This is a genomic window from Micromonospora sp. PLK6-60, from assembly GCF_019890675.1.
Taxonomy (GTDB): Bacteria; Actinomycetota; Actinomycetes; order Mycobacteriales; family Micromonosporaceae; genus Micromonospora.
Window position 1 is genome coordinate 200,942 of the sequence record NZ_JAIOAA010000008.1, and the last position, 20,688, is coordinate 221,629.

Here is a 20,688-nt window from a genome sequence, read left to right on the forward strand (position 1 = left end):
TCGGCGGCCGGCCGGGGGAGACTGACACCGTGGCGGGCGAACAGATCCTGAGCCGGCGTTACCGGCTGGTCAGCCAGCTCGGCGCGGGCGGCATGGGCGTGGTGTGGAGCGCCTTCGACCGGGTGCTCGACCGCCAGGTCGCGGTCAAGGTGCTGACCCCGGCGTACGCCCGGGACGCCGCCTCCCGGCGGCGGGTCCTCGCCGAGGCCCGGGCCGCCGCCCGGCTCACCCACCCGCACGTCGCCAACGTGTACGACTACGGCGAGTCGGTGACCGAGGCGGGCGAGCGGGTGCCGTTCGTGGTGATGGAGCTGCTGCCCGGCCGGTCGCTGGCGGCCCGGCTCAAGCGCGGCCCGGTCTCCGTGGAGCTGTCGCTGCGGATCTGCGCCGAGATCGCCTCGGCGCTGGCCGCCGCGCACGCCCACGGCGTGGTGCACCGGGACGTGAAGCCGGCCAACGTGATGCTCACCCCGGCCGGCGCCAAGGTGGTCGATTTCGGCCTGGCCGCGGTGGTGGGCCAGCCGGACGACCCCGACGGCACCGGCGAGGTGCTCGGCACCGCCGCGTACCTCGCGCCGGAGCGGCTGGCCGGGCACCCCGTGGTCGCGGCCAGCGACGTGTACGCCCTCGGCATCATCCTCTACCGGATGCTCTGCGGCCGGGCGCCCTGGACGACCGAGTCGGCCACCCAGATGCTCAACGCGCACGCCTACCTGGAGCCGGCCCCGCTGCCCCGGCTGCCCGGCGTGCCGCCGGTGGTGCACGACCTGGTGCACCGCTGCCTGGACAAGGATCCGGCGGCCCGCCCGGCCAGCGCGGAGCTGACCGTGACGCTGGCCCAGGCGGCCGGCATCCGGCTGGCGGTGGAGGGCGTCCGGTACGACGAGGACGAGCCGGCGGGCGACGACGGCCGGGACGAGCGGGAGGCGGACAGCGCCGGCTCGGGCTCCGGCTCCGGCCGGGGCTCCGGTTCGGGGGATCCGCTGGCCGGCTGGCCGGACGGCACGGTCGAGGCGCACACGCCGTTCCTGACCCGGCTGCGGGAGCACCTCGACACCTCGCTCGACCACGTCGCGTTGCGTCGCCAGGCGAGCCTGCTGCTGCGCGGTGCGGTCGGCTTCGACCTGGCGATCTGGGCGGTGCTGGACCCGGTGACCCTGATGTGGGCGTCCTGTGTGGTCGACGGCGGGCCGCACGACGCGCGGTTCGAGCAGGAGTTGTTCGCCAACGAGTACGGCCAGCACGACGTCCTCAAGCTCGCCGAGCTGGCCGAGGGGTCGCAGGTCGGCACCCTGGCCGACCGGACCCACGGTGATCCGGCGGCCAGCCGGCGCTTCCGTGGCCTGCTCCGCCCCCTGGGCTTCACCGACGAGCTGCGGTTGACCTTCACCGACGTGGCCGGCACCTGCGGGGCGCTGCTGCTCTACCGGGCCGGTGGCACGTTCGGCGAGAGCGAGGTGGGGCAGCTCGCGTCGGCCGGGCCGGCGCTGGCGACGGCGCTGCGGCACACCCTCGACCGGGACGACCGGTCGGTGCCGCACCCCGTGACCACCGCGCCGGAGCCGGGCGCGGCCTCGCGGTCGCGCTCGCTGCGCCTGCCCCGCCTCGGCCGGCTGACCGGGCGCCCGACAGACCGGCCGGCCGAGCCGCGACCGCCGGCCCCCCGCCGGCCGGTGAACGGCGCGCTGACCATCTCGCCGGACGGTCGGCTGTTCGACCTCAGCGAGGACGCCCGCGCGCTGCTGGACACGGCGGAGCTGGACAAGGTCGGCGTGGCGGTGACCCGGGGCCGGACGTCGGGGCTGGTCGACCCGACCGGCGGGCGGCGGCACGACGGGCGTTGGCTGGTGTTCCACGCCGACCACCGGGCGGATTCGGTGGCCGTCACGGTGCAGCGGATCCGGCCGCACCAGGTAAGCGAGTTCGTCTGCCGGGCGCTGGGCCTGCGGCCGTCGCAGTGGCGGCTGCTCGGGGCCGTCGTCCGGGGCGGCAGCACCACCCAGATCGCCGCCGAGCTGGACATGTCGGCGTACGCGGTGCAGGAGGGGATGACGGCGCTGTTCACCGCGTTCGGCGTGCACGGCCGGCTGGAGTTGGCCACCGAGCTCTTCTTCGAGCACTACCTGCCGTTGCACGCCGCCGACAGCCGGGTGCCCCGGGACTGACCGGCGGGTCAGCGGCTCCAGTCCTGCTTGGCCGCCCGGACCAGCTTGTCCTTCAGCTCCCGGGTGTGCCGGCGGCTCACCGGCAGCTCGGTGCCGTCGATCACCACCACGTAGCCGGAGTTGACCAGCCGCAGCTCCGCGATCAGCTTCAACTGCACCAGGTACGACCGGTGGATCCGGACGAAACCGGCATCCGCCCAGCGCTCGGCGAGGGTGGCCAGCGAGACCCGGACCAGGTGCGAGCCGTCGGCGGTGTGCAGCCGGGCGTAGTCGCCCTGCGCCTCCACCCAGCGCACCGCCGAGCGGGGCAGCATTCGGGTGGTGCCGGCCAGCTCGATCGGGATGGTGGGATCCTCCTCGGCCCGGGCCAGCGCCGCCGGATGCGACGGCACCACCCGGGAGCCCGTCACCCGGCGCAGCGACTCGGCCAGCCGCTCGGCGCGTACCGGTTTGCGGACGTAGTCGGTGGCGCCCAGGTCGAACGCGTCGACCGCCCCGTCGTCGTACGCGGTGACGAAGACGATCGCCGGCGGCCGGGCGAACCGGCGCAGCACCCGGGCCAGCTCCATCCCGTCCAGCCCGGGCATCCGGATGTCCAGGAAGACCACGTCCACGTCGTCGTCGCGGAGCACCCGCAGCGCCTCGGTGGCGTCCCCGGCGGTGTGCAGCCGGGCCACCCGCGGATCGGCCCGCAGGTGGTACGCCAGCTCGTCCAGCGCCGGTGGCTCGTCGTCCACCGCCAGCACCCGGAGAAATCCGGAACCGCTCACTGTGCCGCCCCGGTTCACTCGCTGCGCTCGCTCACGAACCGGCCCGTACGCCGGGGTGGAACTTCGGCACCCGCATGTTCACCTTCGTACCCGAGCCGAGCCCGGTCTCGACGACCAGGCCGAACCGGTCCCCGAAGACCGACCGCAGCCGCTCGTCGACGTTGGAGAGGCCGACGTGCTGGCCCGGGTCGTCCGCCGGGTCGCTGCCGGCCCCGGCCAGCTCGGCGATGCCGGCGGTCAACGTGGTCGGATCCATCCCCACTCCGTCGTCCTCCACCGTTATGTGGCATTCGGCGCCCGCGTCCCGGGCCTCGATGCTCACCATGCCGGTGCCCGGCTTGCGGGACAACCCGTGCCGGACCGCGTTCTCGACGAGTGGCTGGAGGCAGAGGAACGGCAGGGTCACCGACAGCACCTCGGGGGCGATCTGCAACCGCACCTGGAGCCGGTCGCCGAAGCGGGCCCGCTCGATGGTCAGGTAGCGGTCGATCGAGCGCAGCTCCTCGGCCAGCGTGGTGAACTCGCCGTGCGACCGGAACGAGTACCGGGTGAACTCGGCGAACTCCAGCAGCAGCTCCCGGGCCCGGTCCGGGTCGGTCCGGACGAACGAGCCGATCGCGGTCAGCGCGTTGTAGATGAAGTGCGGGCTGATCTGGGCGCGCAGCGCGCGGACCTCGGCGCGGGCCAGCCGCTCCCGGGACGAGTCCAGCTCGGCCAGGGCGAGCTGGTCGCCGGCCCAGTGCGCGGTCTCCAGCGTCGCCTGGACCAGCCCGGGGGCCGGGTGCTCGTCGGCGACGGCCACCAGCGCGCCGACCACCCGGCCCTCCGCGCTCAGCGGCGCCACCACGGCGCCCCGGACCGGGCAGTCCACCACGTCGCAGTCCAGCTCCGACTCGCGCAGCACCGTCGACCGGCCGGTGCCGACCGCCCGCCGGGCCGCCGCGAGCAGTTGGTCGCCGTGGTGCCCGCCGCGTCCGTCGAGGACGAGCAGCGCCTCCCGGTCGGTAAGCGCCATCCCGGGCGCGCCCACCAGGGCACGAAGATGGCGTACGGCCTTCGCCGCGCCCGCCTCGCTCAGCCCGCCGCGCAGCGGCTCGGCGGCCAGCCCGGCGGTGTGCAGCACCTCGTACGTGGCCCGCTGGGTGGCGGTGGCGATGCCCCGCCGGGCGCGCAGCCGGAGCACCGCGAACAGCGCCGCGGCCAGCGCGGTGACCAGTGAGACGACGCCGAGTACGGCGGAGAGGTTGCCACCCATGCGGCGAATCCTGACCGCTGTCCCCCCGCGTCCGCTAGTAGGCGCCCTTGCGGGCCAGCACCACGCCCACCGTCCGCCACAGGATGCTCAGGTCGTACGCGAGCGACCAGTTGTCGACGTAGTACAGGTCCAGCCGGACCGCCTCGTCCCAGGACAGGTCGGAGCGGCCGGAGACCTGCCACAGGCCGGTGATGCCCGGGCGGACCAGCAGCCGGCGCCGGACGTCGCCCAGGAAGTCGCCGTCGTCGGCGGGCAGCGGGCGCGGGCCGACCAGGGACATCTCGCCCTTGAGCACGTTGATCAGCTGGGGCAGCTCGTCCAGCGACGAGGCGCGCAGGAACCGGCCCACCGGGAAGACCCGCGGGTCCTGCTTCATCTTGAACAGCAGGCCGTCGGTCTCGTTCTGGTCGACCAGGCTGGCCAGCCGGTCCTCGGCGTCGCAGTACATGGTCCGGAACTTCCAGACCTGGAAGGTGCGTCCCTCGTGGCCCACCCGGGGCTGCCGGAAGAAGACCGGCCCGCGGTCGGAGAGCCGGATCGCGACGGCGATCGCCAGGAAGAGCGGGGCGAGCAGCAGCAGCCCGAGCGCCGCGGCGACCTTGTCCATCAGGTTCTTGGCCAGCAGCGCCGGCCCGGACAGGGTCGGCTCCTCGACGTGCAGCAGCGGCAGGCCCTCGATGGGGCGGATGTGCACCCGGGGGCCGGCGATGTCGGTGAACTGGGGCGCGACCACCAGGTCGACCCCGGAGCCCTCCAGCTGCCAGGCCAGTCGGCGCAGCTCACCGGGCTCGGCGCCGGCCGAGCAGACCGCGATGGTGTCCCCGCCGACCTCGCGGACCAGGGCCAGCACGTCCCGGCCGGCGTAGACCGGGACCGGTGTCTCCAGGCCCCGGGCGGCGGCGTACCCGTCGGTGATGTGGATGGCCACCGGCACCAGGCCGGCGTCCGGGTTGCGGGTGACCGCGGTGTAGACGTCCAGGCATTCCGGCAGGGTGCCGAAGAGCACCATCCGGTGCCCGGCCTGCCCGGCGCGGCGGCGGATCAGGTGCAGCACGAACCGGGCGACCAGCCGCTCGAAGAGGATGAGCAGCATCGCCCCGAGCAGCGCGAAGCCGACGGTCCACCGGGAGAGCTGGGTGACGGTGGCGAAGGCCAGGAAGGAGACGCTGGCCGCGACGGCCACCCCGGCCCGGATCACCCGCTTGAACTCGTCCGGACCCAACCCCAGGTAGCGCCGGTCGTAGGCCCGGTTGCCCCAGAGGATGACCAGCCAGCCCAGCGGGAGCAGCACGAACGACACGGTGAGGAACCAGGTCGGGTCCTCCTTGACGCCGTAGAAACCCGAGGCCGCCTGGTCGAAGATCTGGATGGCCAGGAAGCTGGCCAGGGCCGCCGCGCCGAAGTCGAGCAGCAGCAGCAGCGCGATGTAGGGACGGTGCCAGCGGGACACGCGGCGACGGGCCCGTGCCCATGCCGACCGGGGTACGCCGTTGTGCGACGGCGGAGTCGGCGGCTGGATCTCGAAGCTGTCGACGTGCCGCACGAGTTTGCTCCGGCCTGTGTTGGTTACCGGGCGCTGGAGGCTTGTCGTCACCTCACCCATGTCCTCCCGCATGGCACGCGTCGCTCACTCGGCGTGAGGATGCGCGCCGCCCACCGTTCCAGTCTCCCACGCTGGCCCCGACCCGGGCGCTGTCCGCGGGGGACAGCGCCGGAGCGGTCGTCCTGCCTGAGATCCGGCCGACTTCGTACATTTCGAAGCCGGGGACGCGGGCCACTATACCGATGCGCGGGGTACCGGGTAGAGGTGCGAGTGGGAGCTTCGACGCGGCCGGGCCGATTTCGCTCCGTAATCGGCGGGTGGTGTTACTCACCGTACGAGGCGGGACAACCGACGGTCAGCGAGCGGCTTGCCGCCGGTCTGGCAGGTGGGGCAGTACTGGAGGCTGGAATCGGCGAACGACACCTCCCGCACCGTGTCGCCACAGACCGGACAGGGCAGGCCCTTCCGGGCGTGCACCTTCAGGCCGGACCGCTTCTCGGCCTTCAGCTCCGCCGCCCGTTGGCCGGCCGAGCGGGCGACCGCGTCGCCGAGCACCTGCCGGGTCGCCGCGTGCAGGGCGGCGAGCTGGTCGTCGGAGAGCCGGTCGGTGATCGCGAACGGGGACAGCTTCGCCGCGTGCAGGATCTCGTCGGAGTATGCGTTGCCCACCCCGGACAGCACCGTCTGGTCGGTCAGCACCCCCTTCACCTGGCCCCGCCGGCCACGGATCCGGTCGGAGAAGGTTGCCAGGTCGGCGGCGAGCGCGTCCGGGCCCAGCTTCGCCACGCCGGGCACCAGCGCCGGGTCGGTCACCAGGTAGGCGGCCAGCTTCTTCTGGGTGCCGGCCTCGGTGAGGTCGAACCCGGAACCGTCGTCGAGGCGTACCCGCAGGGCGACCGGGCCCTTGCCGGGGCGCAGCGGCGCGGTGGACGGGAACGCCTCGCGGTAGTGCAGCCAGCCCGCCCGGGCCAGGTGCACCACCAGGTGCAGCCCGCCGTCGAAGATCACGTCGAGGAACTTGCCGTGCCGGCCGGCGCCCACCACGGCCCGGCCCGACACGGCGGTCGGCGCCGGGTCGTACGTCTTCAGGGCGCTGATCGTGGCGATCTCCATCCGGTCGACCCGCCGCCCCACGGCGCGCTGGCGCAGGTAACCCGCCAGCGCTTCCACCTCCGGTAGCTCAGGCACGGTTCAACGGTAGCCTTCTTTCCCGTGAGAGTGGTGGTGGCGCACAACCGGTACCGCGAGGCTCAGCCGTCCGGCGAGAACACGATCGTCGACGCGGAGATCGCCCAGCTCACCGCGGCCGGGGTCGAGGTGCTGCCGTTCCTGCGCAGCTCCGACGAGATCCCGTCGATGTCGAAGCCGGCGAAGGCGCTGCTGCCGATCTCGCCGATCTGGGCGCCGAAGGCGCAGCAGGACCTGGGCCGGCTGCTGGCCGAGCACAAGCCGGACGTGCTGCACCTGCACAACCCGTACCCGCTGCTCTCGCCCTGGGTGGTGCGGACCGCGCACCGGCACGGCGTGCCGGTGGTGCAGACCGTGCACAACTACCGGCAGGTCTGCTCCTCGGGGCTGTACTTCCGGGACGGGGTGATCTGCCAGGACTGCCGGGGCCGGGCGCTCGGTGTGCCGGCGATCGTGCACCGCTGTTACCGGGGGTCGCGGGCGCAGAGCGCGCTGATGGCGACCACCCTGGCCGTGCACCGGCCCACCTGGAAGTCGGTCGACCGGTTCATCGCGCTGACCAGCGCCGTCGCCGATCACCTGCGCGACTACGGCATTCCGGACGAGCGGATCGTGGTCAAGCCCAACGGCATCCCCGACCCGGGGACCCCGACGCCGCTCGGCGACGGGTTCCTCTACATGGCCCGGCTGACCCCGGAGAAGGGCCTCGACCTGCTGTTGGAGGCGTGGCGGCGGCATCCGGTGGGTGCGCTCGGTCCGCTGCGGGTGGCCGGTGACGGCGAGCTGCGCCCGCTGGTCGAGGCGGCCGCCGCCGAGCGGCCCGACGTGATCTATCTGGGTCAGCTGGACCGGGCCGGGGTACGCGCCGCGATCGAGGCGAGTGCGGTGGTGCTGGCCACCTCCACCTGGCACGACGTGCTGCCGACGGTGATCCTGGAGGCACTGGCCAGCGGCCGGCCGGTGCTCGGGACGGCGCTGGGCGGCATCCCGTACCTGGTCGGCGCGGACGCCCCGCACGAGCCCGCCGGCACCGGTCCGGCCGTCGCCGCCTCGGCCGTCGCCGGCCAGGTCCCGCCGCCAGCCGGTCGGTCGGCGGTGCCGGCCGGTCTGGTCACCGGTGCGGCCGGCTGGGTGGTCCCGCCCGATCCGGCGGCGCTGGCCGCCGCGCTGCCCGCCGCCCGGACCGGCGCGTCCGCACTGGCCGGCTCGGCCCGCACCCGCTACGAGAGCAGCTTCCACCCCGACGTGCTGACCAAGCGCCTCATCGACATCTACGCCGACGTGGCGCGCACCCGGCCGGCACTCGACCGCTGAGTAGCCCGGTGGAATTCCCTCACTCCGGGTAATGGGGCTCGTGACTGGTCCAGCGTCTCTCACGGGGAGCGAGTAGGCGGGCTCGGTTGGTGCCGAGCCGGCCCGGAGGTCAGCCCTCTTGATCGGGGGCGTCGCGGACCGCCGTGACGCCTCGGCCAGACCGCTGCTGTTGCCTTTGCTCTGCTTAAGTCCACGCAACACTTACTGGGCGTTGTTGTTGCGCCCGCTCAAGCAGAGCAAAGGCGAGTGGGGAGGGTCGGTCTGCGGAGAAGCGCGACTGCAGTGGGTGGCCGGGGAGGGCGAGGTGCGACCCGCCTTCCAGCGGTGCCTGCCCGCGAAGTCTCGTTGTGGGTACAATGATGGCGTTGTTGGCACAAGGGGGCGTGGTGTGAGCACCGTTTCCGTGCGCGAGTTCTCCTACAACCCCAGCGCCATGTTCGCGCGGGTGGAGCAGGGCGAGACGATCGAGGTGACGCGGCACGGCAGCGTGATCGCCGTGCTGCTGCCAGGCTCGGGGACGCTCGGCAGATACGCGTCCCTGGTGGCCAAAGGGGTGATCCGCCTCAAGTCGACCACCACGAGCGACATCGACCGGCTCCCCCGTTACGACGTGCCCTCGGATGTGTCGCCCCTCGACCTGTTGCTGGCCGACCGCGAGGACGATGAGCGGTGATCTACCTCGACTCATCCGCGTTGATCACGCTGCTCGCCGGCCGCACCTACGCCACAGAGTTGCAGGAATTCCTGGCAAGCCGGGCAGGCATGCCGATGGCGACCAGTTCTGTTGGCTTCGTCGAGACGGTACGCACCCTCGACCGGATCGGCGACTATCCGGACGCCATGCAGATGTTGACGCGAAACTTCACCGAGATCCTCTTGACCGAGGAGGTCCGGGATTCCGCGGCAGCCCTCCCCAGCGGGATCCGGACGTTGGACGCGCTGCACGTGGCGAGTGCCCAGGCTCTCGGTGATGCGCTGGACGTGCTGGTCACGTATGACAAGCGGATGTTTGACATCGCAGCCTCGGTGGGCTTGCCGGTCGCGGCTCCCGGCACCGACTGAGCGCCAGTCGCGTTAATGCGGGGCCCTTCCTAGACACGAGGCGTTAACCGGGGGCCCCTCCTTACAGGGAGGCGCGGGCGGAGAAGGCGATGCTGGCGAGCAGGAAGCCGCCGTTGACGATGGTGAACGCGACCAGCACCCAGAGGGTGAGCGCGGGGGCGAACAGCAGCACCAGGGCGGCCACGAAGATCACCGCGCCGTAGTCGCGGACCAGCTTGACCAGCCGGACCGGCAGGCTGGTCGAGGTGACCATGCTGGCCGCGTTCGGGCCGGCCTGCATCACCGAGGTCACCAGGTTGACCATCCAGGTGCCGGCGAAGGTGGCCACCAGCCAGCTCGGCGTGTCGGGGTGCTGCGCCACGGCGGTCGCCGACAGGGCCGCCACCAGGGCGATCTGGGCGGCCACGTCGCAGAGCACGTCGACCCGGGCGCCGGCCGCGCTGCCCGTGCCGGTGACCCGGGCGAGCTGCCCGTCGGCGCAGTCCAGCGCGTACGCGACCTGCCAGCCGACCAGCGCGAGCAGCCCCACCACCCAGGCCGGTACGTCGCCCGCGGCCACCCGGCCGGCGAGCGCCACCACGGTCACCGAGGTGGCCAGGCCGAGCAGCAGGTTGGCGATGGTCAGCGCGGTCGGCCGCAGCCCGAGGCGCTGGGCGACAAGCGCGAAGACCGCGCCCAGCCACTGGCTGACCGACTCGCTGAACAGGCCGCCGCCCCGGTTCACCCGGTAGAAGTCGGCGACGGTGGGCCGGGCCTCAGCCACGGTGGTCGCGGATTGCACCGGCGTAGTCTGCCAGCCGCTCCCGCGTCTCGGTAGGCGACAGGGCCAGGTGTTCGAGGATCGTGTAGCGATCGGGGCGGGTGTTCGGCGCGTACTGCACCGCCGCGACGAACTGGTCGTCGTCGAGGCCCACGTCGGCGGGAAGCCGGGGCAACCGGTGCCGCTGGAGGCAGGCGGACATCTCGGCCAGGCGGCGGTGGTCGCCGCGCAGGAAGGTGCAGAAGAGCGCGCCCAGCCCGGCCAGCTCACCGTGCGAGGCGGTGCCCGGATAGAGCGCGTCGACGGCGTGCATGATCTCGTGGCAGCCGCCGCTGGCCGGCCGGCTGGTGCCGCAGACCGCCATCGCCAGGCCGCTGGAGATCAGCGCCTCGGCCAGCACCGTGACGAACGCGTCGTCACCCATGTCGCCCGGGTGGTGGAGCACCGCCTCCGCGCCCGCCCGGGCCAGCGACGCGGCCAGCCCGTCGACCGGCTCGCCGCGGACCTGCCGGGCGAGCTCCCAGTCCGCCAGGGCGCTGATGTTGCTGATCACGTCGCCGATGCCGGCCCGGTTGCGCCGCTCCGGCCCGGCCTCCACGAAGTCGAGGTCGACGATCACCGCGATCGGGATGTGCACCCCGTAGGAGCCCTTGTGCCCCTCGTTGACCAGGCTGGCCACCGGGGAGGCGATGCCGTCGTTGGCCAGGCTGGTCGCCACCGAGACCATCGGCAGCCCGCGCCGGGTGGCCGCGTACTTGGCCACGTCGATGGTCCGGCCGCCGCCGATGCCGACCACCGCGTCGTACGAGCGGGCGCGCAGCTTGGCACCCAGGTCGTCGGCGGCGTCCAGGGTGCCGCCGGCGACGGTGAAGACGTCCGCGGAGCGCAGCGACGGGCGGACCAGCTCGGCGATCTGCTCGCCCTGGCCGGGTCCGACCACCACCGCCACGTCGCCGCCGGCGGAGATCCGGCCGTCGGCGAGGATCGCGCCCAGGTCGGCCACCGCCCCCCGCCGCACGTCGATGTGCAGCGGGGTGAGCACCGTACGGGCTAGTAGCGGCACGCGATCTCCCGAGCCCGGGCCAGGTCGGCGTGGTTGTCGACCTCCACCCAGGACACGTCCCCGATCGGGGCGGCCCGGACCTCCCCGCCCCGGTCGGCGAACTCCTGGTAGCCGTCCTCGTAGTAGAGGTTCGGGTCACGCCGCCAGGTGGCCTCCAGCGCGTCGGCGAGCGCGTCGGCCACCGCCGGCTCGATCAGCGTGGCGCCGATGTACTCGCCGTACGCCTCGCCCGGGTCCATCAGCTTGGTGATCCGGGTCAGCTGGCCGGCCGCGTCGAAGGTGGTCTTCATCTCCTCCTCGGCCAGCGGCTTGATCGTGTCGACCGCCAGCAGGACGCCGGGGCCGCGCTCGGCCAGCAGGGTCTTCTCCACGCTCACCGGGTGCACGGTGTCCCCGTTGACCAGCAGCACGCCCTCGGCGAAGTGCTCGCGGGCCAGCCAGAGCGAGTACGCGTTGTTCCACTCCTCGGCCTTGTCGTTGTGCACCAGCGTGATCGTCACGCCGTACCGCTTCTCCAGGTCGGCCTGCCGTTCGCGGACGGCGTCGGCCGCGTACCCGACGACGATCACCACGTCGGTCAGCCCGACCTCGGCCAGGTTGCGCAGCGCGATGTCCAGGATGGTGATCTCGCCGTCCACCGGCACCAGGGCCTTGGGCAGGGTGTCGGTGTACGGCCGCAGTCGGCGTCCCGCGCCGGCCGCCAGCACCATCCCGATCATGCGGAACTCCTGTTCCTGAGGGTCCGGGTCACCGCTGGAGGATAGCCCCGGGCCCCGGTCGCCCCGACCGCAACCGGCCCGCGGGCCGGTCTCAGCCGGGCAGCGCGGCGAGGTCGGCTAGGACTTCGAGCCGTTCGCGGGCCGGTCTCAGCCGGGCAGTGCGGCGAGGTCGGCTAGGACTTCGAGCCGTTCGCGGGCCGGTCTCAGCCGGGCAGTGCGGCGAGGTCGGCTAGGACTTCGAGCCGTTCGCGGGCCGGTCTCAGCCGGGCAGCGCGGCGAGGTCGGCGAGGACTTCGAGCCGTTCTTGGGCGGTCAGCGCGGCGTACGGGCCGGCGGCCCGGCGGTCGGTCTCCAGCTCGATCGCCCGCCGCTCGGGCAGCCCGGGCGGCAGCGCCGCCACGCTGGTCGCGGTGTGCCCGGCGGCGGTCCACGCGGCGGCGTGCGCGTCGGCCCGGTGGTAGCGCAGCGCACCGAGGCGGTTGAGCAGCAGCACCCCGGGGGCCAGCCCCTCCGGTTCGTGCGGCGGGGCCAGCGCGGCGAAGGCCGGTGCCGGGTCGGCGTCCGGCTCGTCGGCCAGCAGCAGCGCGTACGCCAGCAGCCGGCCGGCGGCCTCGACCAGCCGCCCGACCCGGTCGTCGTGCCCGGCCCACAGCTCCTCGGTGACCTCGGCGTGCACCTGGTAGAGCTCGGTCAGGAAGTCGGCGCCCCGGTCGGTGGCGGTGAAGCCGCCGTCGGGCCGGCGCACCACCGTGCCGTGCGCCACGTGTTTGTCCAGGTTTCGCCGGGTCACCGCCGGGTCGCGGTAGCGGGTGACCGCGACGAGGCCGGGCCCGTCGACCACGCCGCCCGGCGCGGCCAGCCGGGTGCGGAACTCGACCAGGAAGCCGGTGGCGGCCGGACCGCCGTACCGCTGGCTCAGCTCCGCGCCACCCCCCTCCCGGCCGGCGAGCATGCCGGCCACGACGACCCGGTCGATCGCCGGCGCGACCAGCCCGGCGAACCGGTGCGGCGGGAGCCCGACGTCCTGGGTCACGAACCGATCGAGGAGGGGCTCGGTGGGCACGGATGAACAGTAACCAGGCCGGACGGCTTTCGCCGCCGTCCGGCCTCCGGCCTTGTCCCGGTACGCATCGAGGGCCCACCATGTCCGTACCGGTGCCGCCGTCCCACAGGGGTGATGTGTGATGCAGGTTCGCGAAGCCATGTCCAGCGAGGTTCTGATGGTCGGCCCGGAGCACACGCTCCGCCAGGCGGCCCGGATGATGTCGGCCCGCGGTGTCGGGTCGGCGGTGGTGGTCGATCCCGACTCCGAGGGCGTCGGGATCATGACCGAACGTGACGTTTTGAACGCCATCGGCGCCGGCCTGGACTGCGACGTCGAGCGCACCCGGGCGCACGTGAGCTGGGAGGTCGTCTACGCCGGTCCGGACTGGACGGTGGAGGAGGCGGCCGGCGCGATGGCCCGGGGCGGCTTCCGGCACCTGGTGGTGCTGGACGGCCGCGAGGTGGCCGGGGTGATCTCGGTCCGCGACCTGATGCGGGTCTGGGCGCAGCAGCGGCTCGCGGTCGGCTGACGCCCATCGGCCGTTCGGCCAGGGAACATCCACGTTCCGTTCGGGTCCGCCCCCGGACCGCCGCCCGCATGTTGAACTTGGCGTGTATGCGGCTCGGACCGCCGGGGGCAGGCCCTAGGCTCGTGCGCATGACCGCCGAGCAGCTGATCTCGTTCGCCCGTGGAGCTCCGTCCCTGGACATCGTGGATGTCGAGGGGCTCAAGGCCGCCGCCGTCCGTGCCTTCGACGCCGACCCCGCCGGGGTGACGGCGTACGGCACCTCGGTCGGCTACCCGCCCCTGCGGAAGTGGATCGCGGCGAAGCACGGCGTCGAGGCGGACCAGGTGCTGGTCACGAACGGCTCGTTGCAGGCCGACGCGTTCCTCTTCGACCACCTGGTCCGGCGCGGTGACGCCGTGGTGGTGGAGCGCCCGACGTACGACCGGACGCTGCTCAACCTGCAGAAGATGGGCGGCGAGATCCACGGCGTGACGATCCAGCCGGACGGCCTGGACACCGCCGAGCTGCGCAAGCTGCTGGAGTCCGGGGTGCGGCCCCGGCTGGCGCACGTCATCCCGAACTACCAGAACCCGGCCGGCGTCACCCTGTCCCTGGAGAAGCGCCGCGAGCTGCTCGACCTCGCCGCCGAGTACGAGTTCACGATCTTCGAGGACGACCCGTACGCGGACATCCGGTTCCGCGGCGAGCCGCTGCCGTCGATGCTCTCCCTGGACACCCGCGACGTGGTGGTGCACGCCTCCAGCTTCACCAAGACGGTCTGCCCGGGCGTCCGGGTCGGCTACCTGGTCGGCCCGGCCGGCCTGATCGCCGACATCGCCAAGCGGGCGACGAACCTCTACATCTCGCCCGGCATGGTCTCCGAGGCGATCGTGCACCAGTTCTGCGTCTCGGGCGACATCGACCGCTCGATCGCCACGGTCAGCCGGGCGCTGGGCGAGCGGGCCCGGGTGCTGGCCGAGTCCCTGCGTCGGCACATCCCGGAGGCCAGCTTCGTCGAGCCGGACGGCGGCTACTTCCTCTGGGTGGAGCTGCCCGGGGACGTCGACGTCGACCGGCTCGCCCCGGCCGCCGCCGAGCGCGGGGTGGCCGTGGTCAAGGGCAGCGACTTCATGGTCGACGGCGGCCGGCACGCGCTGCGGCTGGCCTTCTCCGCGGTGACCGCCGACCGGATCGACGAGGGTGTGCAGCGCCTCGCGGCGGCGATGGAAGCCGTCCGGGGCTGATTTTCTGTCGGATTCCCGACAGTAGGGTGAGCTGGATCGCTCCGGGGTCTTCCTCGGGGCGGTCCCCGGCCGCACAATGCTGCGAGCGTCGCTCACGTTCGTGCCCGGTGCCTTCGGCACCCGCCGACCGTTCGACGCGCGCAGCATCAACCCCCGCCCCCACGGCGCCGGGTGGGCCGTGTCGCCCCTCACCCCCCTGACGCGGCCCGGCCCGCCCGGCGCTGTCCTGCCCGGCACGGCCTCCCAACCCGGCCGGTTTGTCCGCGATGCGGCCTCCCCCCGCCCGACCCGCTGGTCAGCGATGTGGCCCACCCGGCCGACCGGCTGGTCCGCGGTGCGGCCTGCCCGCCCGATCGGCTGGTCCGCGAGGCGGCCCCCGGCATCCGGGCGGCGTAGGGGCCGGTGGCCGGCCGGCGGCGTAACCTGCAAGCCGCAACGGCGAGGGGAGGGGTGTGATGACCGATCGGGTGGGGCGGGGACAACCCGCGGCGCCGGACGGCCGGCGAATGCGGTCCTGGGCGTCTCCGGTCCGGGCGATGACCCGCCGGCTCAACGCCGACGGCACCCAGCGCGCCCCCGAGCCGCGCGGCCCGGAACGCACCTCGGTGGTGGACTGCGCGCTCTACGTCGACGGCGAGCGCCGGCCGGGCCACTGGACCTACCCCGAGGCGCTGGCCGCCGCCCGCCAGGAGCCGCACGGCTTCGTCTGGCTCGGGCTGCACGAGCCGGACCTGGCCGAGATGACCGCCATCGCCGAGACGTACGGGCTGCACGAGCTGGCCGTCGAGGACGCCGTCAAGGCGCAGCAGCGGCCCAAGCTGGAGCGGTTCGGCGAGGTGAGCTTCCTGGTGCTGCGTACCGCCCGGTACTGCGAGCACACCGAGCTGACCGAGAACTCCGAGGTGGTGGAGACCGGGCAGGTGATGCTCTTCATCGGCCCGAACTTCCTGATCAGCGTCCGGCACGGGGACGCCTGCCGGCTCGCCCCGGTGCGCGCCGACCTGGAGGCCAAGCGCGATCTGCTGGAGCACGGGCCGTGGGCCGTCGCGTACGCGGTCACCGACCGGGTGGTCGACCTCTACCTGGAGGTCGCCGACCAGATCGAGGACGACCTCGACGTGCTGGAGGCCGACGTCTTCGACCGCGCGGGCAGCGGGCGGATCCAGCGGATCTATCAGATGAAGCGGGAGCTGGTCGAGTTCAAGCGGGCGGTGGCGCCGCTGCAACGACCGCTGCTCACCCTCACCGCCCAGGTCAACCGGGAGGTGCCGCAGGAGATCCGGCGCTACTTCCGGGACGTGCAGGACCACCTCAGCCGCACCGTCGAGCAGGTCAACTCGTACGACGACCTGCTCAACTCGATCCTCCAGGCCCGGCTGGCCCAGGTCACTGTCGACCAGAACAACGACATGCGCAAGATCGCCGCCTGGGCGGCCATCGGCGCGGTGTGGACCGCGGTCGCCGGCATCTACGGCATGAACTTCGAGAACATGCCCGAGTTGAAATGGACGTACGGCTATCCGGGCATCTGGGCCGTCAACCTGGGCCTGTCCTTCGTCCTGTACCGCTGGTTCCGCCGCAACGGCTGGCTGTAAGGAAGGGCCCCCTGTTAACGCCTCAGGTATAGGAAGGGCCCCCTACAAACACCTCGGCAGGCAGGCAAGCGCCGGCCGCGCGGAGATGCAGTCTCCGCGCGGCCGGCGCTACCGAAGAGCCGCTGCGTCAGCGACCGCTGGCCTTGGCGCCGTTCTTTCCGGCGCTGACCGCCTTGCTGATGTCGTCGGCCGGGCGGCCGGAGGTGTCCCGGGCGCCCTCGGCGACCGAGGGGACCTTGTCGTTGGCGTGCACCACCGGCTGCTTGCCCGGCGTGGTGGTGGAGGCGCTGTCGCCACCCGCCACCGTCGAACTGCCGGCGCCGGTCGGGCCGCCGGCCACCCCGGAGCGGCTGGACATGGTGGACGCGTCGGTGACCTTGGCGTTCGGGTCCGGCGTCTCCACCACGATGGTGTCCACGTCCTCCCGCATCGGCTCCAGCTTGCCGGCCGGGTCGTACTCGGCCCACTCCTGCTGCTCGCGGCGGCGGCGCATGGCCATCGCGCCGGCCAGGCCGGCGACGGTGCCGGCGGCCAGCAGGCCGGTCATCAGCCCGCCCCGCGACTTCTTCTGCTTCTTCTTCGCGGCCTTCATGTTCTTCGCCTTGACCTTCTTGCTCACGGCGGCCTGCTTCGCAGCGGCGGCCTTGCGCCCGGCCACGGCCTTGCCCGCGGCCTCGGCCTGCGCGCTACGCAGGGCCAGGGCCAGCGGCGCGAGTGCGGCGGCCGTCGACGCGAAACCGCTCGACGCCCGATCGCGCACCATGACCGCGGTGGGTGCGACGGCGACCCGGGCTGCCTGGACCCGCGGGCCCACCGTGGCGCCGGCACCCTTCGTCGCGTACGTCGCGGCCTGCCTCAGGTGACCGATGCCCTGGTTCAGCTCGGCTCTCGCCAGCTGCGCCTGGGTCTTTCGCCGCCCGATTCGAAACACGGTCCCACCTCCTGGGAGTTGTTGCTTGCATCCTCCACCTTCGGATGCCTCCGCGATGCCAGATCGGGCACATGGGAGGATCCGCATGGAACTGACCAACGACTGAGGAGTACCCGTGGCCGAGGCTGTCTACGCCACCTTGCACACCAACGCTGGCCCGATCCGGCTGGAGCTCTTCCCCAACCACGCTCCGAAGACCGTCCGCAACTTCGTGGAGCTCGCCGAGGGCACCCGCGAATACACCGACCCGCGTACGGGTCAGCCGGGCAGTGGCCCCTACTACGACGGCACCATCTCGCACCGCGTGATCAGCGGTTTCATGGTCCAGATGGGCGACCCGACCGGCACCGGCCGGGGTGGCCCGGGCTACAAGTTCGGTGACGAGTTCCACCCGGAGCTGCGCTTCGACCGGCCGTACCTGCTGGCGATGGCGAACGCCGGGCCGGGCACCAACGGCTCGCAGTTCTTCATCACGGTGGGCCCGACGCCGCACCTGAACAACCGGCACACCATCTTCGGCCAGGTGGCCGACGAGCAGTCCGCGAAGGTGGTCGACTCGATCGCCAACACCCCGACCGGCCCGAGCGACCGACCGCTGCAGGACGTCGTGATCGAGCGGGTCGAGATCGAGCGGCAGCCGGCCTGAGCGCTCGGCGAGGTACCTTTGCTCGCATGAACGAGCGCCCCGGCCGGGTGACCGGCAGCAGCCGGGTGGTGGGTACGCGTCCGACCGACGGGCGGTGCCCGCGGTGAGCGAGTCGCCACCCACCACCCCGGTCTGCTACCGGCATCCCGACCGGGAGACGTACCTGCGGTGCAGCCGGTGCGACCGGCCGATCTGCCCCGACTGCATGCGGGAGGCGGCGGTCGGCCACCAGTGCCCGGACTGCGTGGCCGAGGGCCGGCGGAGCGTACGTCCGGCGCGCACCGCCTTCGGCGGCGGCGAGACGGGCCGGCACGGCTACGTCACCAAGGTGCTGATCGCCCTGAACGTGGCGGTGATGCTGCTCTCCATCGCCTCCGACCGGGGCGGCGACGCGGCGATCGGCGGGTCCGGCTTCGGTGGCCTGCTCGGCGGCAGCACGCCGCTCACCAACTGGGGGGCGGTGCTGGGGCTCGCGGTGTTCCCCGACGGGACCGTCGGCGGGGTGGCCGCCGGCGAGTGGTACCGCGTGGTCACCGCGATGTTCCTGCACTACGGCGTGCCGCACCTGCTGCTCAACATGTGGGGGCTGTGGGTGCTCGGCCGCACCCTGGAGGCGGCGCTCGGCCCGCTGCGCTTCCTGGCGCTCTATCTGATCGCCGGGCTGGGCGGCAACGTGGCGGTCTATCTGTTCAGCCCGCCCAACGTGCCGTCGGCGGGCGCCTCGACCGCCATCTTCGGCCTGTTCGCGGCGATCTTCGTGATCATGCGCCGACTGGGCCGGGACACCTCGGCGATCATCCCGATCCTGGTGATCAACCTGATCTTCACGTTCACCGTGCCGAACATCTCCGTCGCCGGTCACCTCGGTGGGCTGGTGGTCGGCGGGTTGATGGCCCTGGTGCTGGCCTACGCGCCGCGCGGCCGGCGCACCCTGTTCCAGGCGGCCGGCGGGGCGATCCTGCTGGTCGCGCTGCTGGGGGCGGTGCTGGTCCGTACCCCGATGCTCACCGGCTGAGTCGCCGGGCGGCGCGTAGCGCCGCGGCGACGTCGGTGGGCGCGGCGTCCAGGTCGTACCGGCCGAAGAGGTGCAGCGACTCGCCCGTGTCGATCTCCAGGATCTCGGTGGCCAGCCCGGCCCGGCTGCGCCGGTCCACGGTGATCGCCTCGACCGCCGTCCAGGGCAGCCGCTGCCGGCCGGCGAAGCCACGGATCAGCGTGATCCCCTCCGGATCGACCGCCACCCGCACCGGTGCCACCAGGTCGCGTACGCCCCAGCCGGCCAGCACCACGCCGGCGGTCACCGCGAGCACCAGCTGGACCCGGTCGCCGCCAGCGAAGAGCAGCCCGAGCCCGATGACGAGGACCGCGCCGGCGAGCTTGGCCACGGGCAGGACGGCCGGCACCCGCCACTGCCGTACTTCGGAGGACTGGTCGGTCACCGCTCCAGCATGCCAGCCGGCCCGGTCCGCCGCTGCCGGCCGTTCCCGGGTGCCCGGGGTGTTAACAGGGGGCCCCGCCTCTACCGCAGGCGTTAACAGGGGGCCCGCGCTTTCTCGTCCGGAGGACGTAGGATCGCAGGCAGCCGAGGTTACCGGGGAGTAGAGATGAGTGACGCGGTCATCGTCGGAGCGGTGCGTACCCCGGTCGGGCGGCGCAAGGGCAGCCTGGCCGGCGTGCATCCGGTCGACCTGTCGGCGCACGTGCTGCGCGCGCTCGCCGAGCGGACCGGGGTCGACCCGGGCCAGGTTGACGACGTGGTGTGGGGCTGCGTGTCGCAGGTCGGCGAGCAGTCGTGGAACGTCGCCCGCAACGCCGTGCTGGCCGCCGGCTGGCCCGAGTCGGTCCCCGGCACGACCCTGGACCGGCAGTGCGGCTCCAGCCAGCAGGCGCTGCACTTCGCCGCCGCCACCGTGCTGTCCGGCCAGGCCGACCTGGTGGTGGCCGGTGGTGTCGAGTCGATGACCCGGGTGCCGATGGGCTCCAGCGTGGCCGGCGGCATGCCGTTCAGCGACGCCATCCTGGACCGCTACCGGGGCGTGGAAGGTGTCGCCGCGGACAGCCCGCTGCCGTTCAACCAGGGCGTCGGCGCCGAGCTGATCGCCCAGCGCTGGCGCTTCTCCCGTACCCAGCTCGACGAGTTCGCCCTGGCCAGCCACGAGAAGGCCGCCGCCGCGCAGGACGCGGGTGCCTTCGACCCCGAGCTGGCGCCGGTGGCGCTGGCCGACGGCGGCAAGTTCGCCGCCGACGAGGGCATCCGGCGGGAGACCTCGCTGGTCAAGCTCGGTGAGCTGGCCACCCCGTTCCGGGCCGACGGCGTGGTAACCGCCGGCTCCGCGTCGCAGATCTCCGACGGCGCCGCGGCGCTCGCGGTCACCACCAGCGACTGGGCCAGCCGGCACGGCCTGCGCCCGCTGGCCCGGGTGCACACCGCCGTGGTCGCCGCCGACGACCCGGTCGCCATGCTCACCGCGCCCATCCCGGCCACCGCGAAGGCGCTGCGCCGCGCGGGGCTGGGCATCGAGGAGATCGGTGTGTACGAGGTGAACGAGGCGTTCGCCCCGGTGCCGCTGGCCTGGCTGGCCGAGACGGAGGCCGACCCGGAGCGGTTGAACCCGCGCGGCGGGGCGATCGCCCTGGGCCACCCGCTCGGCGCCTCGGGTGCCCGGATCATGACCACCATGCTCCAGCACATGCGGGACAACGGGATCCGCTACGGCCTGCAGACCATGTGCGAGGGCGGCGGCATGGCCAACGCCACCATCGTCGAGCTGCTCTGATCCCCGCCGCCCGCCGCCTGTCGGAGCAGGCGCGGCCCACCGCAGGGTGCGGCTTCAGCGGGTCGGAGATCGCGCGGTGTGTGGTGTCGGCGGGTCGGGGACG

Annotated in this window: 20 protein-coding genes; 10 read left to right on the forward strand and 10 right to left on the reverse strand. The window is 73.1% G+C overall.

The features are described from left to right. The first annotated feature begins 29 nt into the window (after window positions 1-29). Window positions 30-2,165: a protein kinase gene (locus K7640_RS17790; protein WP_308042582.1), complete on the forward strand. Its 2,136-nt coding sequence runs from the start codon at window positions 30-32 to the stop codon at window positions 2,163-2,165. An 8-nt stretch (window positions 2,166-2,173) separates the two neighbouring features. Here the strand turns inward: K7640_RS17790 and K7640_RS17795 are convergent, their stop codons facing one another. From K7640_RS17795 to K7640_RS17810, 4 genes are all read right to left on the reverse strand, one after another. Continuing rightward, a complete protein-coding gene (locus K7640_RS17795; RefSeq protein ID WP_222955969.1) occupies window positions 2,174-2,935 on the reverse strand; it encodes a LytTR family DNA-binding domain-containing protein in 762 nt (253 codons plus the stop codon). A gap of 31 nt (window positions 2,936-2,966) precedes the next feature. Beyond that, window positions 2,967-4,190 carry a sensor histidine kinase gene (locus K7640_RS17800; RefSeq protein WP_222955970.1) on the reverse strand — a complete coding sequence of 408 codons (1,224 nt, stop codon included), beginning with the start codon at window positions 4,188-4,190 and terminating at the stop codon, window positions 2,967-2,969. A 34-nt stretch (window positions 4,191-4,224) separates the two neighbouring features. Beyond that, window positions 4,225-5,793 (reverse strand): sugar transferase, encoded by a 1,569-nt coding sequence (locus tag K7640_RS17805; RefSeq protein ID WP_222956051.1) that lies wholly within the window; start codon window positions 5,791-5,793, stop codon window positions 4,225-4,227. 267 nt (window positions 5,794-6,060) lie between these two features. Next, complete coding sequence (locus K7640_RS17810; RefSeq protein ID WP_222955971.1) at window positions 6,061-6,921, reverse strand: Fpg/Nei family DNA glycosylase; 861 nt, start codon at window positions 6,919-6,921, stop codon at window positions 6,061-6,063. A gap of 24 nt (window positions 6,922-6,945) precedes the next feature. On the opposite strand from K7640_RS17810, the gene K7640_RS17815 reads away from it, so the two are divergent. From K7640_RS17815 to K7640_RS17825, 3 genes are all read left to right on the forward strand, one after another. Then, window positions 6,946-8,235: a glycosyltransferase family 4 protein gene (locus K7640_RS17815; protein WP_222955972.1), complete on the forward strand. Its 1,290-nt coding sequence runs from the start codon at window positions 6,946-6,948 to the stop codon at window positions 8,233-8,235. 388 nt (window positions 8,236-8,623) lie between these two features. Beyond that, window positions 8,624-8,908: a type II toxin-antitoxin system Phd/YefM family antitoxin gene (locus K7640_RS17820; RefSeq protein ID WP_308042583.1), complete on the forward strand. Its 285-nt coding sequence runs from the start codon at window positions 8,624-8,626 to the stop codon at window positions 8,906-8,908. Continuing rightward, on the forward strand, window positions 8,905-9,297 hold the full coding sequence (locus K7640_RS17825) for a type II toxin-antitoxin system VapC family toxin (RefSeq protein WP_222955973.1): 393 nt from the start codon (window positions 8,905-8,907) through the stop codon (window positions 9,295-9,297). Before K7640_RS17820 ends, K7640_RS17825 begins: the two co-directional genes overlap by 4 nt. Window positions 9,298-9,358: 61 nt before the next feature. Here K7640_RS17825 and K7640_RS17830 read toward each other — a convergent pair whose 3' ends face one another. From K7640_RS17830 to K7640_RS17845, 4 genes are all read right to left on the reverse strand, one after another. Then, the gene (locus K7640_RS17830; protein WP_222955974.1) at window positions 9,359-10,078 is read right to left on the reverse strand and encodes a CDP-alcohol phosphatidyltransferase family protein; all 720 of its coding nucleotides are present in this window, start codon (window positions 10,076-10,078) and stop codon (window positions 9,359-9,361) included. Then, window positions 10,053-11,120 carry an iron-containing alcohol dehydrogenase family protein gene (locus K7640_RS17835; protein ID WP_222955975.1) on the reverse strand — a complete coding sequence of 356 codons (1,068 nt, stop codon included), beginning with the start codon at window positions 11,118-11,120 and terminating at the stop codon, window positions 10,053-10,055. Before K7640_RS17835 ends, K7640_RS17830 begins: the two co-directional genes overlap by 26 nt. Beyond that, on the reverse strand, window positions 11,108-11,839 hold the full coding sequence (locus K7640_RS17840; protein WP_222955976.1) for a sugar phosphate nucleotidyltransferase: 732 nt from the start codon (window positions 11,837-11,839) through the stop codon (window positions 11,108-11,110). The genes K7640_RS17835 and K7640_RS17840 overlap by 13 nt, the downstream gene beginning before the upstream one ends. Window positions 11,840-12,098: 259 nt before the next feature. Continuing rightward, window positions 12,099-12,902, reverse strand: coding sequence for a hypothetical protein (locus K7640_RS17845; RefSeq protein ID WP_308042584.1), 804 nt, complete (start codon window positions 12,900-12,902; stop codon window positions 12,099-12,101). Window positions 12,903-13,023: 121 nt separating this feature from the next. Here K7640_RS17845 and K7640_RS17850 point away from each other — a divergent pair, with 121 nt between their 5' ends. From K7640_RS17850 to corA, 3 genes are all read left to right on the forward strand, one after another. Further along, the gene (locus tag K7640_RS17850; RefSeq protein ID WP_222955977.1) at window positions 13,024-13,413 is read left to right on the forward strand and encodes a cyclic nucleotide-binding/CBS domain-containing protein; all 390 of its coding nucleotides are present in this window, start codon (window positions 13,024-13,026) and stop codon (window positions 13,411-13,413) included. A 128-nt stretch (window positions 13,414-13,541) separates the two neighbouring features. Next, on the forward strand, window positions 13,542-14,636 hold the full coding sequence (locus K7640_RS17855) for a PLP-dependent aminotransferase family protein (protein ID WP_222955978.1): 1,095 nt from the start codon (window positions 13,542-13,544) through the stop codon (window positions 14,634-14,636). A 455-nt stretch (window positions 14,637-15,091) separates the two neighbouring features. Then, window positions 15,092-16,231 carry a magnesium/cobalt transporter CorA gene (gene corA, locus K7640_RS17860; protein WP_222955979.1) on the forward strand — a complete coding sequence of 380 codons (1,140 nt, stop codon included), beginning with the start codon at window positions 15,092-15,094 and terminating at the stop codon, window positions 16,229-16,231. A 127-nt stretch (window positions 16,232-16,358) separates the two neighbouring features. Here the strand turns inward: corA and K7640_RS17865 are convergent, their stop codons facing one another. Continuing rightward, on the reverse strand, window positions 16,359-17,249 hold the full coding sequence (locus tag K7640_RS17865; protein WP_222955980.1) for a hypothetical protein: 891 nt from the start codon (window positions 17,247-17,249) through the stop codon (window positions 16,359-16,361). Between the two features lie 28 nt (window positions 17,250-17,277). Between K7640_RS17865 and K7640_RS17870 the strand changes: the two genes are divergently transcribed. Together K7640_RS17870 and K7640_RS17875 are read left to right on the forward strand one after the other, a co-directional pair. After that, window positions 17,278-17,808, forward strand: coding sequence for a peptidylprolyl isomerase (locus tag K7640_RS17870; RefSeq protein ID WP_222955981.1), 531 nt, complete (start codon window positions 17,278-17,280; stop codon window positions 17,806-17,808). A gap of 103 nt (window positions 17,809-17,911) precedes the next feature. Beyond that, window positions 17,912-18,823, forward strand: a complete 912-nt coding sequence (locus tag K7640_RS17875) for a rhomboid family intramembrane serine protease (protein ID WP_222955982.1) — start codon at window positions 17,912-17,914, stop codon at window positions 18,821-18,823. On the opposite strand, the gene K7640_RS30270 is transcribed toward K7640_RS17875, so the two are convergent. Then, a complete protein-coding gene (locus K7640_RS30270) occupies window positions 18,813-19,247 on the reverse strand; it encodes a PH domain-containing protein (protein WP_308042585.1) in 435 nt (144 codons plus the stop codon). The genes K7640_RS17875 and K7640_RS30270 overlap by 11 nt on opposite strands. A 165-nt stretch (window positions 19,248-19,412) precedes the next feature. Between K7640_RS30270 and K7640_RS17885 the strand changes: the two genes are divergently transcribed. Beyond that, window positions 19,413-20,585: an acetyl-CoA C-acyltransferase gene (locus K7640_RS17885; protein WP_222955984.1), complete on the forward strand. Its 1,173-nt coding sequence runs from the start codon at window positions 19,413-19,415 to the stop codon at window positions 20,583-20,585. Window positions 20,586-20,688 lie beyond the last annotated feature (103 nt).

Excerpts from the sequence above, each read along its gene's own strand:
- K7640_RS17855 (WP_222955978.1), top strand. The coding sequence starts at position 13,542 with ATGACCGCCGAGCAGCTGATCTCGTTCGCCCGTGGAGCTCCGTCCCTG.
- K7640_RS17885 (WP_222955984.1), top strand. The coding sequence starts at position 19,413 with ATGAGTGACGCGGTCATCGTCGGAGCGGTGCGTACCCCGGTCGGGCGG.
- K7640_RS17800 (WP_222955970.1), bottom strand. The coding sequence starts at position 4,190 with ATGGGTGGCAACCTCTCCGCCGTACTCGGCGTCGTCTCACTGGTCACC.
- K7640_RS17850 (WP_222955977.1), top strand. The coding sequence starts at position 13,024 with ATGCAGGTTCGCGAAGCCATGTCCAGCGAGGTTCTGATGGTCGGCCCG.
- corA (WP_222955979.1), top strand. The coding sequence starts at position 15,092 with ATGACCGATCGGGTGGGGCGGGGACAACCCGCGGCGCCGGACGGCCGG.
- K7640_RS17805 (WP_222956051.1), bottom strand. The coding sequence starts at position 5,793 with ATGGGTGAGGTGACGACAAGCCTCCAGCGCCCGGTAACCAACACAGGC.
- K7640_RS17865 (WP_222955980.1), bottom strand. The coding sequence starts at position 17,249 with ATGCGGATCCTCCCATGTGCCCGATCTGGCATCGCGGAGGCATCCGAA.
- K7640_RS17840 (WP_222955976.1), bottom strand. The coding sequence starts at position 11,839 with ATGATCGGGATGGTGCTGGCGGCCGGCGCGGGACGCCGACTGCGGCCG.